14 protein-coding genes and 1 tRNA gene are annotated in these 14,252 nt (G+C 69.7%); 7 read left to right on the forward strand and 8 right to left on the reverse strand.

Annotated features, from left to right (window positions below; genetic code table 11):
• The 3 genes from NF681_15990 to ppk2 all read right to left on the reverse strand — a co-directional run bounded on the left by NF681_15990 (position 1) and on the right by ppk2 (position 3,062).
• Positions 1-972: a tripartite tricarboxylate transporter substrate binding protein gene (locus NF681_15990; GenBank protein UST53788.1), complete on the reverse strand. Its 972-nt coding sequence runs from the start codon at positions 970-972 to the stop codon at positions 1-3.
• Positions 973-1,013: 41 nt separating this feature from the next.
• On the reverse strand, positions 1,014-2,075 hold the full coding sequence (locus tag NF681_15995; GenBank protein UST53789.1) for a PHB depolymerase family esterase: 1,062 nt from the start codon (positions 2,073-2,075) through the stop codon (positions 1,014-1,016).
• A 72-nt stretch (positions 2,076-2,147) separates the two neighbouring features.
• Positions 2,148-3,062 (reverse strand): polyphosphate kinase 2, encoded by a 915-nt coding sequence (gene ppk2, locus NF681_16000; GenBank protein ID UST53790.1) that lies wholly within the window; start codon positions 3,060-3,062, stop codon positions 2,148-2,150.
• Between the two features lie 164 nt (positions 3,063-3,226).
• On the opposite strand from ppk2, the gene NF681_16005 reads away from it, so the two are divergent.
• The 7 genes from NF681_16005 to NF681_16035 all read left to right on the forward strand — a co-directional run bounded on the left by NF681_16005 (position 3,227) and on the right by NF681_16035 (position 9,557).
• Positions 3,227-4,270 carry a transporter gene (locus NF681_16005; GenBank protein UST53791.1) on the forward strand — a complete coding sequence of 348 codons (1,044 nt, stop codon included), beginning with the start codon at positions 3,227-3,229 and terminating at the stop codon, positions 4,268-4,270.
• Positions 4,271-4,369: 99 nt separating this feature from the next.
• A complete protein-coding gene (locus tag NF681_16010) occupies positions 4,370-5,224 on the forward strand; it encodes a PHP domain-containing protein (GenBank protein UST53792.1) in 855 nt (284 codons plus the stop codon).
• On the forward strand, positions 5,221-6,165 hold the full coding sequence (locus NF681_16015; protein ID UST53793.1) for a DMT family transporter: 945 nt from the start codon (positions 5,221-5,223) through the stop codon (positions 6,163-6,165). Before NF681_16010 ends, NF681_16015 begins: the two co-directional genes overlap by 4 nt.
• A gap of 21 nt (positions 6,166-6,186) precedes the next feature.
• The gene (locus NF681_16020) at positions 6,187-6,822 is read left to right on the forward strand and encodes an L-threonylcarbamoyladenylate synthase (GenBank protein ID UST53794.1); all 636 of its coding nucleotides are present in this window, start codon (positions 6,187-6,189) and stop codon (positions 6,820-6,822) included.
• A gap of 30 nt (positions 6,823-6,852) precedes the next feature.
• Positions 6,853-7,524, forward strand: coding sequence for a site-2 protease family protein (locus NF681_16025; protein ID UST53795.1), 672 nt, complete (start codon positions 6,853-6,855; stop codon positions 7,522-7,524).
• 37 nt (positions 7,525-7,561) lie between these two features.
• The gene (locus NF681_16030) at positions 7,562-8,887 is read left to right on the forward strand and encodes a tryptophan--tRNA ligase (protein ID UST53796.1); all 1,326 of its coding nucleotides are present in this window, start codon (positions 7,562-7,564) and stop codon (positions 8,885-8,887) included.
• A 64-nt stretch (positions 8,888-8,951) separates the two neighbouring features.
• Positions 8,952-9,557, forward strand: coding sequence for a response regulator transcription factor (locus NF681_16035; protein UST53797.1), 606 nt, complete (start codon positions 8,952-8,954; stop codon positions 9,555-9,557).
• A 56-nt stretch (positions 9,558-9,613) separates the two neighbouring features.
• On the opposite strand, the gene NF681_16040 is transcribed toward NF681_16035, so the two are convergent.
• The 5 genes from NF681_16040 to NF681_16060 form a co-directional block, all read right to left on the reverse strand.
• Complete coding sequence (locus tag NF681_16040) at positions 9,614-11,050, reverse strand: HAMP domain-containing histidine kinase (GenBank protein UST53798.1); 1,437 nt, start codon at positions 11,048-11,050, stop codon at positions 9,614-9,616.
• 132 nt (positions 11,051-11,182) lie between these two features.
• Positions 11,183-11,272, reverse strand: a tRNA-Ser gene (locus NF681_16045).
• A gap of 92 nt (positions 11,273-11,364) precedes the next feature.
• The gene (gene serS / locus NF681_16050; GenBank protein UST53799.1) at positions 11,365-12,696 is read right to left on the reverse strand and encodes a serine--tRNA ligase; all 1,332 of its coding nucleotides are present in this window, start codon (positions 12,694-12,696) and stop codon (positions 11,365-11,367) included.
• Between the two features lie 71 nt (positions 12,697-12,767).
• Positions 12,768-13,754, reverse strand: coding sequence for a 4-hydroxy-3-methylbut-2-enyl diphosphate reductase (gene ispH / locus NF681_16055; GenBank protein UST53800.1), 987 nt, complete (start codon positions 13,752-13,754; stop codon positions 12,768-12,770).
• Complete coding sequence (locus tag NF681_16060) at positions 13,754-14,215, reverse strand: FKBP-type peptidyl-prolyl cis-trans isomerase (protein UST55808.1); 462 nt, start codon at positions 14,213-14,215, stop codon at positions 13,754-13,756. The genes ispH and NF681_16060 overlap by 1 nt, the downstream gene beginning before the upstream one ends.
• Between the last annotated feature and the right edge of the window lie 37 nt (positions 14,216-14,252).

Below are 14,252 nucleotides of genomic sequence, written 5' to 3' on the forward strand. Positions count from 1 at the left end.
TCAGTCGGGCGTCGCGCCGGAGGTCTTGACGACCTTGGTCCACTTGTCCAGGTCCTTCTGCGCGAAGGCCTGGAAGTCGGCCGTCGACATGTCCATCGGCTCGGCGCCGAGGGCGAAGATGCGCGCCTTCATCTCGGTGGCGGCGAGCGCCTCGCGCACGGCCTCGTTGAGGCGCTTCGCGATGGCCGGGTCCAGGCCCGCCGGCGCCAGGAGGCCGTACCACGGCTTGGCATCGAAGCCCGGCAGGCCCAGTTCGGCCACCGTCGGAATGTCGGGGAACGCGGCCGAACGCGTGAGGCCGGTGCTGGCCAGCACCTTGATCTTGCCGGCCTTCACGTGCGGCATCGCCGGCACGGGGTTCTCGAACGACACCGGCACCTGGCCCGCCAGCAGGTCGTTCATGGCCGGGCCCGACCCCTTGTACGGGATGTGCTGCATCTTGATGCCGGCGCTCTGGTTGAACATCTCGCCGATGATGTGCTGCGGGGTGCCCGAGCCGGCGGAGGCGAAATTGACCTTGTCGCCCTTCTTCGCGCGCGCGACGAGATCGGGGATGGAGGTGATGCCCGAGGCCGGGTTCGCCAGCACCACGAACGCCGCGTTGGCGACCGGCGCGACGAAGGTGAAGTCGGCGATCGGCTGGTAGGGAATCCGGGCGTAGAGCGAGGGCGAGATCACGATCGGCCCGCTCGCGGCCAGCAGCAGGGTGTAGCCGTCGGGCGCGGCCTTGGAGACGAAGTCGGTGCCGACGTTGCCGCCGGCCCCGCCCCGGTTCTCCACCACCACGGTCTGGCCGAGCTTCTGCTGCAGCGGGATCGCCAGCAGGCGCGCCATCACGTCGGTGGTGCCGCCCGGCGCGTAGGGCGAGATGATCCTGATGGGCTGCCGGGCGGGCCAGGCCTGCGCCAGCGCGACGGCCGGCAGGAACGCGGCGGCGACGAGCGCCGGGACGAAGAGGCGGCGAGGGATCATGGAAGTCTCCTTGTGATGGTTTGGACGGAAAGGCGCGGCGTTCATGCCACGGCCTTGAACTGCTTCTCCGCGAACGCCCACACCAGGCGCGTGGCGTCGGGTCCGGCCGGGTCGCTGTAGGCGACGCTCTTGAGCCCGCCGCTCCAGGCGTGGCCGAGCCGCTCGATCTCGCAGAGGGTGACGTGGACGCGGCGCCCGCGCTTGAAGTCGGTCACGCGCATCGGATGGCGCTGTCCGCGCCGCACCAGGCGCTCGGCCACCGGCCGCGCCGCCGTCGCCGAGGCCCACACCATCGCGGCGCTGCGGGCGTTGTTCGACGCCACCACGTGGTCGGCGTCGCCGTGCAGCACCAGCAGCGGCGGCAGCACCGCGCCTTGCGCCGCCGCGCCGATGGCCTTGCCCACGGCGGTGGTCGGGATGGAGGCGGCGCGGCGCCCGTGCATCGCGCTGATGGCCGTGGCCGTGGACTGCGCGGCGCCCGGCGCCACGCCCGAATGCATCGCCACCGCCGCGAAGCGATGGGGATGGCGCGTGGCCAGCAGCGCCGCCATGCCGGCGCCGGCGGACAGGCCGGCCACCGCCACGCGCGCGCGGTCGACGGCGTAGAGCAGGCAGACCTGGTCGATGGCCGCCATCAGCGTGGCGGCCTCGCGGTCGGCGTGGCCCGAGCGCGTGTCGTACCAGTTCCAGCAGCCCTTGGGGTGGTGCAGGCGGTCCTGTTCGGGATAGAGGACCAGGAAGCGCCCGCGCGCGGCGATGCGGTTCATGCGGGTGCTGGTGGCGAACTCGCGCCCGGTCTGGTCGCAGCCGTGGAGCATCACCATCAGCGGCAGCTTCTCGCCGACGGCGAGCTTCAGGCCCGGCGGGCGGTAGAGGTGGTAGCCGCGCGTGCCGGCCGGGCCCATGGCCATGCCGCCGATCCAGTCGCCCGGCCCGGGCGGCGGCTTGCGCTGCTCGGCCGCGGCGTCGACGACCTTCTTCGTCACCTGCTTGGTGATGCGGCGGGTGCTGGTGATGGCGGCCTTGGTGAAGGCCTGGAGGTTGCGCTGGTAGGCGCGCGTGAAGGCGGTCGTGGCGGCGGAGGAAAGGGAACGTCGGGACATGGCGCACAGTGTGACGCGTCGCCGCGCGCCCGGGCGTCGGCCTTCGGCCCCAATGCAGGCCGCCCGTCGCCCTCAGTAGATCTCGGGGACGATCATGGTCCCGGGGACCGGCTGGCGGAAATAGTCCGGGTTGCGCATCCGCGCGGGCAGGCTGATGGGCGCGTGCTCGGTCTCGTGGTAGGGCAGCTGGCCCAGCAGGTGGGCGATGCAGTTCAGGCGCGCCTTCTTCTTGTCGACCGCCTGCACCACCCACCAGGGCGCCTCCTCGATGTGGGTGCGCTCCAGCATGATCTCCTTGGCCTTGGTGTATTCCTCCCAGCGGCGGCGGCTCTCCAGGTCCATCGGGCTGAGCTTCCACTGCTTGAGCGGATCGTGGATGCGACCGAGGAAGCGCAGGTGCTGCTCGTCGTCGGTGATGGAGAACCAGTACTTGATCAGCTTGATGCCCGAGCGCACCAGCATGCGCTCGAAGTCCGGCACGCTGCGGAAGAACTCCTCGTACTCGTCGTCGCTGCAGAAGCCCATGACGCGCTCGACGCCGGCGCGGTTGTACCAGCTGCGGTCGAACAGCACGATCTCGCCGGCGGCCGGCAGATGGGCGACGTAGCGCTGGAAATACCACTGCGTGCGTTCGCGGTCGTTGGGCGCGGGCAGCGCCGCCACGCGCGCCACGCGCGGATTGAGCCGCTGCGTGATGCGCTTGATCACGCCGCCCTTGCCGGCCGCGTCGCGGCCCTCGAACAGGATCACGACCTTCTGCTTGCTGTGCTGCACCCAGTCCTGCAGCTTGACCAGCTCGCCCTGCAGGCGGAACAGTTCCTTGAAGTAGGAGGCCCGCGCCGCGCGGTCGACGCCGATCGGGTCGCCGGCCTCGTCGACGTGGCGGTCCTCGATCTCCAGCTCCAGTTCCTCGTCGTAGCTGTCGACGAGGTCGCGGGCGATGCGCTGCATCAGGTCGTCTTGGTCGGGGGTGAAGCTGGCCGGCATGGTGTCGTCGCTCGAAGGGAAGGAAAGGATGGAAAGGCGGGCCCGCGATGCTGCCGGGCCGGCATGACCGCCGCATGACAGTTTCGCGAAACCGACACGCGCCTGTCACATGCCGGCGCGACCATCCTCGCACCGCTCCCCTTTCCGACGCAACGCGAGTTTCCATGACGACGCCCGTGCCCCCCGCAACGGGCCTCCCGCCCTCCTCCGGCGACGACGCCGGCCTGATCTGCGGCTACCTCTTCACCGGCACCGCCGCGGGCGCCGTCCGCCCGCTCGACCCCGCCGGCGCCGCCGACTGGCTCGCCCAAGGCGACGCGGCCGCGCCCGGCGCCTTCGCGTGGCTGCACTTCAATCTCAGCCACGCCCAGGCCGAGCGCTGGATCGAGCGCCATGCCGGACTCTCCGACGCCTTCTTCGAGGCCCTGAAGGACGGCTCGCACTCGACCCGCATCGAGCGCGACGACGACGCCCTCGTCGCGGTGGTCAACGACGTGCATTTCGATTTCGGCTTCGAGCCCTCGGACATCGCCACGCTGTGGGTCAGCGTCGGCCCGCGCCTGGTGGTGACGGCGCGCACGCGCCCGCTGCGCTCGGTGGACGTCCTGCGCACGGCCGTGCGCCGGGGCGACGTGCCGGGCTCCAGCATCGGTCTGCTGGAGCAGCTCATGCGCACGCAGGCCGACGGCCTGGTGGGCATCGTGCGAGGCGTGACCACGCGCGTGGACGACGTCGAGGACGCGCTCCTGAGCGGCCGCCTCGACCGCAAGCGCGCGCGCCTGGGCGCCCTGCGCCGGCTGCTGGTGCGGCTGCAGCGCCTGCTCGCGCCCGAGCCGGCCGCCCTGTTCCGCCTGCTGCAGCACCCGCCGGCCTGGGTGCCCGAGGACGACCTGCAGGAACTGCGCGGGGCGAGCGAGGAGTTCTCGGTCGTGCTGCGCGACATGCAGGGACTGCAGGAGCGCATCAAGCTGCTGCAGGAGGAGATCGCCGCCAGCGTCAACGAGGACAACAACCGCAGCCTGTTCGTGCTGACGGTGGTCACGGTGCTGGCGCTGCCGATCAACATCCTCGCCGGCCTGTTCGGCATGAACGTGGGCGGCATCCCGCTGGCCGAGGACGCGCACGGCTTCTGGATCGTCATGGCGATCGTGCTGGGCTTCACGGCCGTGGCGGGCTGGGTCGCGCTGCGGCGCCACCGCAAGGGCTGAAGGAGCCCGCGCCGGCACCGTCGCGGGAGGCTGACGCGGCAGCGGGGGCTTGTCGTCCGGGCACCACGGCCGGCCGGCCTTCGCGCATAGACTCGACGGGTGCCTTCCATCCTCAACGCCGACCTGCACTGCCACTCCGTCGTCTCCGACGGCACCCTCACGCCCGAGGCGCTGGCCGGGCGCGCCGCGGCCAACGGCGTCGAGCTCTGGGCACTGACCGACCACGACGAGGTCGCCGGCCAGCAGCGTGCCCGTGACGCGGCGCACGCCCACGGCCTGCGCTACCTGACCGGGGCCGAGATCTCCGTCACCTTTGCCGGCGAGACCGTGCACATCGTCGGCCTGGGCTTCGATGCCGACGACACGCGCATCCGCGAAGGCTTGCGCGCCACGCGGGGCGGCCGCGGCGCGCGGGCGCAGGAGATGGCAGCCGGCCTGGCCAAGGTCGGCATCGCCGACGCCTACGAGGGTGCCCTGCGCTTCGTCGGCAATCCCGAACTGGTCTCGCGCACGCATTTCGCGCGTTTCCTGGTCGAGACCGGCGTCTGCAGGGACACGCCCGAGGTGTTCCGCAAATACCTCACCGAAGGCAAGCCCGGCTACGTCCCGCACCGCTGGGCCAGCCTGAAGGACGCGGTCCACTGGATCACCGAGGCCGGCGGCGTCGCGGTGGTGGCCCATCCCGGGCGCTACCGCTTCACGGCCAACGAGGAGCACGCCCTCTTCACCGAGTTCCAGGCCCACGGCGGCCGCGCGATCGAGGTCGTGACCGGCAGCCATTCGCCGGCCGAGTACGTCGAGTACGCCGAGAAGGCGATCGAGTACGGTTTCGCCGCCTCGCGCGGCAGCGATTTCCACAGCCCCGACGAGAGCCACACCGATCTCGGCCAGCTGCCCTGGCTGCCCGGCACCCTGACGCCGGTCTGGGAACTGCTCGAAGACCGGATCCGGTGAGCGCCGCGCCCGGCGACCGGCCCCGGGGCGTGACGAAGCAGACGCGCGACCTCGAATCCGAACGCATCCTCGCAGGCATCGGCCTGCTCATCCTGGCCGTGGCGTGCTTCACCACGCTCGACACCGCGACCAAGATCTCCGTGAGCACGGTGCCCATCCTGATGGGCGTCTGGTTCCGCTACGCCTTCCAGGCCGTGGCGACCACGGCCTTCCTGCTGCCGCGCCATGGCACGGCCATCCTGCGCACCTCGCATCCGGCCTACCACGTGCTGCGCGGGGCCTTGCTGCTGAGCACCAGCATCTTCGCGTTCCTGAGCCTGCGCTACATGCCGCTGCCGGAGTTCACCGCCGTCGTGCTGATCGCGCCGCTGGTGGTCACGCTGCTGGCGGCGACCGTCCTGAAGGAGCAGGTCTCGGCCTTGCGCTGGAGCCTGGTGGCGGGCGGCTTCGCCGGCACCCTGGTGATCCTGCGGCCGGGCAGCGGCACGTTCAGCTGGGCGATCCTGCTGCCCCTCGGGCTGGTGCTGACCAACGCCTGTTTCCAGGTGCTCACGAGCAAGCTGGCGCAGACCGAGAACCCGCTGACGATGCACTTCTACACCGGCTGGGTCGGCACGCTGATCGCGTCGTGCGTGCTGCCTTTCGCCTGGACGAGCCTGCCCTCCTGGCATCCCTGGGGCGTGCTGTGCATCATGGGCGTGATGGGCACGGTCGGACATTTCCTGCTGATCCTGGCTTACCAGCGCGCACCGGCCTCCACCCTCACACCCTACCTCTACGCGCAGATCGGCTTCGCGACCCTCGGCGGCTGGCTGGTCTTCTCGCACGTTCCCGACACCGGCTCGCTGATCGGCATGGGCATGATCGCCGCCTGCGGGGCCGCCGGCGCGTGGCTCACGGTGCGCGAGCGGCGCGTGCCCATCGAACCCGCCGAGACCTGAGCGAAACCCAAGGAATCCGTCATGGCACAGTTCTTCGAAGTCCACCCGGACAACCCCCAGCAGCGGCTGCTCAAGCAGGCCGTGACCCTGCTCCAGCGCGGCGAGGTGATCGCCGTGCCGACCGATTCGAGCTATGCGTTCGTCTGCCACCTGGACGACAAGGACGCGGTCGACCGCCTGCGTCGCGTGCGCGGCGTCGACGACAAGCACCACCTGACCCTCCTGTGCCGCGACCTGGGCGAACTGTCGAACTACGCCCGCGTCGACAACAAGCAGTACCGCCTGCTCAAGGCCGCGACGCCGGGCGCCTACACCTTCATCCTGGAGGCCACCAAGGAGGTACCGCGCCGCGTGAGCCATCCGCAGCGCAAGACCATCGGCCTGCGCGTGCCCGACCACAAGGTGCTGTGCGACCTGCTGACGCTGCTGGGCGAGCCGCTGCTGGCGACCACGCTCATCCCGCCGGGCGAGACCGAGCCGCTCAACGACGCCCAGGAGATCCGCGGGCGCTTCGAGAAGCTCATCGGCGCGGTGATCGACGCCGGCGCCTGCGCCTCGGAGCCCACCACGGTGGTCGACCTGACGCCCGTGGGCGAGGGCGAGGAGCCGCTCGTCCTGCGCCAGGGCCGGGGGGCGCTGGGGCCGCTCGGGCTGTAGGCCCTTCGAGGGCTCTGAGACAATCGATCGGTGGACATTTCCCAACTCGCTCAGACCGTCCTGATCTACGCCCTGCCGGTCGTCTTCGCCATCACGGTCCACGAAGCGGCGCACGGCTACGCGGCGCGCCATTTCGGCGACGACACCGCCTACGTCCTCGGACGCATGACGCTCAATCCGCTGCGCCACATCGACCCCGTCGGCACGGTGCTGATGCCGCTGCTGCTGTACTTCGCGACCTCCGGTGCCTTCCTGTTCGGCTACGCCAAGCCGGTGCCGGTGCAGTTCGCCAACCTGCGCCATCCCCAGCGCGACATGATCTGGGTCGCGCTGGCCGGGCCGGCGTCCAACTTCGTCATGGCGATCGGCTGGGCGCTGGTGCTGCTCGCGCTGGTGGCGCTGGGCATCGACGAGTCCTTCTTCATCCGCATGGCGCAGGGCGGCATCCTGGTCAACCTCGTGATGTGGGCGTTCAACCTCTTTCCCCTGCCCCCGCTCGACGGTGGCCGCGTGCTCGCCGGCCTGCTGCCGCGCGGCCGCGCGCAGGACCTGCTGGCGCGCATCGAACCCTTCGGCTTCTTCATCGTCCTCGCGCTGGTGCTCGCCGGCGTCGTGGGCACGTGGTGGCTGCGGCCGCTGATGGACGTCGGCCTGAAGGCGATCGGCCTGATCGTGTCGCCGCTCGACTTCCTGCTGCGCTAGCCGCACCGCTCCCTCACCTCTTCCGACCGTGCTCCCCATGACGACGCCCTCCACGCCGACCGCTCCCACCCGCTTCCTCACCGGCATCACGACCACCGGCACGCCGCACCTGGGCAACTACGTCGGCTCGGTGCGCCACTCGGTGCGCTTCAGCCGCCGCGACGACGTGCAGAGCTTCTACTTCCTGGCCGACTACCACGCGCTGATCAAGGTCGACGACCCGGCGCGCATCCAGCGCTCGACGCTGGAGATCGCAGCCACCTGGCTGGCCTGCGGGCTCGATCCCGAGCGCGTGACCTTCTACCGCCAGTCCGACATTCCCGAGATCGCCGAACTGACCTGGTTCCTGACCTGCGTCACCGGCAAGGGCCTCCTCAACCGCGCCCATGCCTACAAGGCGTCGGTCGACCGCAACGCGGCACGCGGCGAGGACCCCGACGCCGACGTGACCGCCGGCCTGTTCATGTATCCGGTGCTGATGGGCGCCGACATCCTGATGTTCAACGCCCACAAGGTGCCCGTGGGCCGCGACCAGGTCCAGCACATCGAGATGGCGCGGGACATGGCCCAGCGCTTCAACCACCTCTACGGCGACCACTTCACGCTGCCCGAGGCCGAGATCGACGAAGCGGTGGCCACCCTGCCCGGCCTCGACGGCCGCAAGATGAGCAAGAGCTACGACAACACGATCCCGCTGTTCACGCCGCGCGCCCAGCTGCAGAAGCTCATCGGCGGCATTGTGACCGACTCGCGCGCGCCGGGCGAGCCCAAGGACACCGAAGGCTCGGCCCTGTTCCAGCTCTACCGCGCCTTCGCCGACGCCGAGGAAACCGCCGCCCTGGGCCGCGCGCTCGCCGAGGGCATCGGCTGGGGCGATGCGAAGCAGGTGGTGTTCGAGCGCGTCGATCGCGAGATCGCGCCGATGCGCGCCCATCACGACGCGCTCATGGCGGATCCGGCGCACATCGAGCGCATCCTGCTGGCCGGCGCGGAGAAGGCCCGTGCGATCTCGCGCCCCTTCATCGCCGAACTGCGCCAAGCGGTGGGCCTGCGCCGGCTGGAACCTCCGAAGCAGGCCGCCGCCGCCAAGGGCGTCAAGGCGGCGCGGCCGACGTTCAAGCAGTACCGCGAGCGCGACGGCCGCTTCCATTTCAAGTTCCTCGACGCCCAGGGCGGGCTGCTGCTGCAGAGCCTGGGTTTCGAGACACCCCAGGAAGTGGGCCGGGCCATCGCCTTGCTTCAGGCGCAACGGGGCGAAGCAGTGAACTTTCTCGCCAATCGCCTGGAACCGGCCGACAATGAAACAATACGTATGACAATCGAAGCACTGGAAACGCTGGCCCGTGCGTCCGGCGACGTTTGAACAGCAGCGAATCTCGCTCCGGAGTCGATCGCGGCCGCCGGGGCATCTACCAAGAGAGCAGACCATGAGTATCTATGTCATCGACGACCACCCCCTGATGCGCGACGCCATCGTCATGGTGCTGAGACGCCTGCGGCCCGCCGAGAGCATCGTGGAACTGGAGCGGCTCGACAAGCTGACCGGCGCCGTCAAGCAGCACGGCCTGCCCGACCTGTTCTGCCTCGACCTCAAGCTGCCCGACACCACCGGCTGCTCGGGCGTGATCGCGGTCAAGGAGGTCTATCCGAACGTGCCGATCGCGGTGTATTCGGCGTCTCCGGCGGCCGACATGGAGGAAGCCTGCATCGAGGCGGGCGCCGACACCTACATCGAGAAGTCGGCCAGTTCGGCCGAACTCACCGCCGCCCTGCGCGGCCTGCTGATGGCAGACAGCGAGGTCGAGGAACCCGTCGCGGCCTCGGCCAGCGGCAAGCTCTCCAAGCGCCAGACCCAGCTGATCGCCATGCTCGACAAGGGCATGAGCAACCGCGACATCGCCACGGAACTGGAGATCAGCGAACACACCGTGAAGGTGCACCTGTGGCGCCTGTTCCGTCGCCTGGGCGTCAAGAGCCGTACCCAGGCCCTGCACCACGCGCGCAGCCACGGCTTGCTGTCGGGTTCGATGTGACCCGGCGCTGAGGCCGGGGCGCCGTCGGCTGATTCCGGGCATTCGCCCGACCGGAATCAGCCGACGGCGCCCGAGATGCGGGTCTGGGCCGTCGACTCGTCGGCGTCGTGCAGGGCGACGCGGAACACGCTTCCCCGGCCCAGGCGCGAACGCACGCTGACCGGATGCCCCAGCGCATGCGAGAGGCGCGCCACGATCGCCAGACCCAGCCCGAAGCCGTCCGACGTGCCGGCATGGTCGGCCACCTTGTAGAACTCCAGGAAGACGTCGCGCAGGTGCTCGCGCGCGATGCCGATGCCGGTGTCCCACACCTCGACGCGCAGACCGTCGCGCGTCTGCCGCGCCGCCAGCAGCACGCCCCCCTCGGCGGTGTACTTGATGGCATTGGCCAGCAGGTTGCCCAGCATGCGGCGCACGCGGATCGGATCGGTGAGGATCACGCCCGAACTCGCGTGCACGCGGAAACGCAGGCCCTTGGCCTCAGCCACCGGCCGGTACTGCAGTTCGAGGTCATGCAGCAGCTGCGCCACGTCGACGCGCTCGATGTGCAGCTTCACCTGGCCGGAGTCGATGCGCGCCAGATCGAACAGCGAATCGAACAGCGCGTTGACCGCGTGCGTCGCGCGCACGATCTTCGGCGCGATCTCCTCCACCAGCTCGGGCTCGTTGCGCAGCCAGTCGGCATACAGCGAGAGCGCGAGCACGGGCTGGCGCATGTCGTGGGCGGCGCTGGCGAGGAAGCGGTTCTTCATCGCCACGGCCGACACGGCGGCCTGGCGCTGCTGCGTCAGCGAACTGATGAGGATGTGGTTGTGGAACAGCAGCTCGAAACTGTTGCGCGCGGTCTCGTGGATGCGGCGTCCCGAGCGCAGCAGCAGTCCCCAATGCAGGACCGGCAGCAACAGGAAACCGTAATGGAAGTGCGGCCGCATGAACTCCAGCTGCACCACGCGGTAGGCGACGGCTGCCATCATGGTAATGAACAGCACGTTCACATAGCGCTTGAGCAGCGGCGGATAGAGCGCCAGGCCGTTGAGCGGGAAGGTCGCCACGCCCGCGACGATGAGCCAGCTCATGAACTGGTTCACGATCGGCGTGCGCTCGAAGAAGATCAGGATCGACAGGCCCCAGGCGAAGGCGCTGCCCATCCAGAGGAAACTGTAGCGGTCGACGTACTTCTGCTGCGCCGTCGAATCCTTGTCGGCGTAGTCGCGCACGTAGACGCGTTCGCCCCAGACGCGCAGGCCCGTGGCGACGATGCCCAGGCACAACCACAGGAACAGCTGCCAGCGCGGCACGTGACCCCAGCTCAGTCCGACCATGGCCGGCATCAGGGCGGCGGCCAGCAGGTAGGAGCCCCGGGCCGCGCGCATCAGGCTGCGGATGAGTTCGCCACGCACCCACGGTTCGGCTTCGTCCGCCGTGGCCGGCGCGGGCGTCAGGCTCGCGAACGAGGAATTGCCGAGGCCCACGAAAGACGAATTACCCTTCATGACTCGCTACCTTTGTGGGTCTGTCCGGGAAAGTGCATTGGATCCATCGCTCTCAGACTAATGGACTTCGTGGAACCGGGCATGAAACCCGAGTGCCGGAAACAAAAAAAATGGCGCCTGGTTAGGCGCCACTGGAGGAGAGGGAGGGATTCGAACCCTCGGTACGTTCGCACGTACGCCTGATTTCGAGTCAGGTACATTCGACCACTCTGCCACCTCTCCGGTGTCTGTCGAGCCTTCGATTCTAGCAGCAAGTCGCATCGTTTCTTACGGCGACCGCACATAAAAATCCGTCGGACCCGCGCCTCGCAGGCTCAGGCCCGCAGGACGTCGAGACCGCCCAGGTACGGCCGCAGGGCCACCGGCAGGCGGATCGAACCGTCCTCGTTCTGATGGTTCTCCAGCACCGCCACGAGCGCCCTGCCGACCGCCAGCCCGGAGCCGTTGAGCGTGTGCACCAGCTCGTTCTTCCCCTGCGTGTTCTTGAAACGGGCCTGCAGGCGACGGGCCTGGAAGGCCTCGCAATTGGAGACGGAACTGATCTCGCGGTAGGTGTCCTGCGCCGGCAGCCACACCTCCAGGTCGTAGGTCTTGCTCGACGCGAAGCCCATGTCGCCGGTGCACAGCAGCACCACGCGGTAGGGCAGTTCCAGTGCCTGCAGCACGGCCTCGGCGTGGCCGGTCATGGCCTCCAGGGCGTCGTAGCTGTGATCGGGATGCGTGACCTGCACCATCTCGACCTTGTCGAACTGGTGCTGGCGGATCATGCCGCGCGTGTCGCGCCCGGAGCTGCCGGCCTCCGAGCGGAAGCACGGCGTGTGCGCGGTCAGGCGGATCGGCAGGCGCGATTCGGCCACGACCTCGTCGCGCACGAAGTTCGTCAGCGGCACCTCGCTGGTCGGGATCAGGTAGAGCGCCGAATGGTCGGGCACCGGCTCGCCGTCCTGGCCGCCCTTCTTCGCGGCGAACAGGTCGCCCTCGAACTTGGGCAGCTGCGCCGTGCCGCGCAGCGAATCGGCGTTGACCACGTAGGGCACATAGCACTCGGTGTAGCCGTGGCGCTCGGTCTGGAGGTCGAGCATGAACTGCGCGAGCGCGCGGTGCAGCCGGGCGATCGGTCCCTTCATGACGTTGAAGCGCGAGCCGGAGAGCTTGGCGCCCATCTCGAAGTCCAGGCCCAGCGGCGTGCCGAGGTCCACGTGATCGCGCGGCGCGAAGCCGAGCGCGACGGCCGAGGCGCCCGCTCCGCCCTGCGGGCTCCAGCGCCGCACCTCGACGTTGCCGCCCTCGTCCTCGCCCACCGGCACGCTCGCGTGCGGCAGGTTGGGCACCGCCAGCAGCAGGGCCTGCAGCTCCGGCTGGATCGCCTCGAGCCGGGCGCCCTGCGATTCCTGCTCGGCCTTGAGCGCGTTGACCTCGGCCATCAGCGCGTCGACCGGCTCGCCCCTGGACTTGAGGGGGCCGATCTGCTTGTTGAGCGCGTTGCGGCGTGCCTGCAGTTCCTCCGTGCGGGTCTGCAGGATCTTGCGTTCGGCCTCCAGGGCGCCGAAGGCGTTGACGTCGAGGAAGGTCTGGTTCTTCTTGCGCGTTTCGAGGCGGGCCACGGCCGAGGCCAGGTCCTTGCGCAGCAGGGTGATATCGAGCATCGGGCGATTCTAGGAGACCGCCCGGCGCCCTCCGCCCACGCCGGGGCGCCTCCGCGCCCCGGAATGCGGCCTCAGGCCGGCCGGCCCGGATCGATGGCGGCGCCGCCGTCGGCGAGCGGCGCGTCGTCCAGCTTCAGGCCCTTGGGCAGCGGGAACTTGAGCGTCTCCTTGACGCCGTCCATGGTGCGCACCGAGACGGCGCCGAGCGCCTTGAGCCGGTCGATGACCTCGCGCACCAGCACCTCGGGGGCCGAGGCGCCGGCCGTGACGCCCACGCGCGTCTTGCCCTCGAACCACTCGGCGCGCAGCTCCGCGGCGGAGTCGACCATGTGGCTCTCGGTGCCCAGGCGCTCGGCCAGTTCGCGCAGGCGGTTGCTGTTGGAACTCGTCGGGCTGCCCACCACGATCACGATGTCGACGTTCGGGCTCATCACCTTCACGGCGTCCTGGCGGTTCTGCGTGGCGTAGCAGATGTCCTGGTGCTTGGGCTCGCGCACCAGCGGAAAGCGCTCGCGCACGGCCCGGGCGATCTCGGCGGCGTCGTCGACCGACAGCGTGGTCTGCGTCACCACGGCGAGCTTCTCGCGCTGCGCCGGCTGCACGCGCGCCACGTCGGCCACGTCCTCCACCAGGTGGATGCCGCTGGCGAGCTGGCCCATCGTGCCCTCGACCTCGGGGTGGCCCTTGTGGCCGATCATGATGAATTCGTAGCCCTCGCGCGCCAGCTTGGCGACCTCGACGTGGACCTTGGTGACCAGCGGGCAGGTGGCGTCGAAGACGTCGAAGCCGCGCGCGCGCGCCTCGGCCTGCACCGCCTTGCTCACGCCGTGGGCGCTGAAGACCAGCGTCGCGCCGGGCGGCACGTCGGCCAGGTCCTCGATGAAGATCGCGCCCTTGGCCTTGAGGTCGTTGACGACGAAGGTGTTGTGCACGATCTCGTGGCGCACGTAGATGGGCGCGCCGAACTTGGCCAGCGCCCGCTCGACGATCTCGATGGCGCGGTCGACGCCGGCGCAGAAGCCGCGCGGCTCGGCGAGAAGGATGTCGTCGATCGCCATCACAGCACGCCGATCAGCTGGACTTCGAAGGTGACCGGCTGGCCGGCGAGCGGGTGGTTGAAGTCGAACTGCACCGCGCTGTCGTTGGAGGCGACGACCGCCCCGGCGTAGCTGCCCTGGCCGTCGGGCGTGGGGAACTGCACCACGTCGCCGGTCGCGTAGCGCTCGTCGGGATCGCCCAGGCGCGCGAGCAGCGTGCGCGCCACCCACTGCAGCATCTCCGGATTGCGATCGCCGAAGGCCTCGCCCGCGGGCAGGTCGAAACGCGTGTGCGTGCCCTCGGCCAGGCCCAGCAGGCGCTGCTCGACCGCCGGCGAGAGTTCGCCGGTGCCCAGCGACAGCGTGGCGGGCTTGTCGGCGAAGGTGTTGATGATGTCGCCCGCCGGGCCGGCCAGCCGGTAGTGCAGCGTGAGGAAGGAACCGGCCGTGACGACCGCGGAGGTGGAGGGCAAAGACAAGATGGGCGTCCCTATAAACTGAACCGACCGATTTTAGGGA

This window comes from Comamonadaceae bacterium OTU4NAUVB1 (assembly GCA_024372625.1).
Classification (GTDB): domain Bacteria; phylum Pseudomonadota; class Gammaproteobacteria; order Burkholderiales; family Burkholderiaceae_C; genus Variovorax.

Excerpts from the sequence above, each read along its gene's own strand:
- NF681_15990 (UST53788.1), bottom strand. The coding sequence starts at position 972 with ATGATCCCTCGCCGCCTCTTCGTCCCGGCGCTCGTCGCCGCCGCGTTC.
- NF681_15995 (UST53789.1), bottom strand. The coding sequence starts at position 2,075 with ATGTCCCGACGTTCCCTTTCCTCCGCCGCCACGACCGCCTTCACGCGC.
- ppk2 (UST53790.1), bottom strand. The coding sequence starts at position 3,062 with ATGCCGGCCAGCTTCACCCCCGACCAAGACGACCTGATGCAGCGCATC.
- NF681_16005 (UST53791.1), top strand. The coding sequence starts at position 3,227 with ATGACGACGCCCGTGCCCCCCGCAACGGGCCTCCCGCCCTCCTCCGGC.
- NF681_16020 (UST53794.1), top strand. The coding sequence starts at position 6,187 with ATGGCACAGTTCTTCGAAGTCCACCCGGACAACCCCCAGCAGCGGCTG.
- NF681_16030 (UST53796.1), top strand. The coding sequence starts at position 7,562 with ATGACGACGCCCTCCACGCCGACCGCTCCCACCCGCTTCCTCACCGGC.
- NF681_16035 (UST53797.1), top strand. The coding sequence starts at position 8,952 with ATGAGTATCTATGTCATCGACGACCACCCCCTGATGCGCGACGCCATC.
- NF681_16040 (UST53798.1), bottom strand. The coding sequence starts at position 11,050 with ATGAAGGGTAATTCGTCTTTCGTGGGCCTCGGCAATTCCTCGTTCGCG.
- serS (UST53799.1), bottom strand. The coding sequence starts at position 12,696 with ATGCTCGATATCACCCTGCTGCGCAAGGACCTGGCCTCGGCCGTGGCC.
- ispH (UST53800.1), bottom strand. The coding sequence starts at position 13,754 with ATGGCGATCGACGACATCCTTCTCGCCGAGCCGCGCGGCTTCTGCGCC.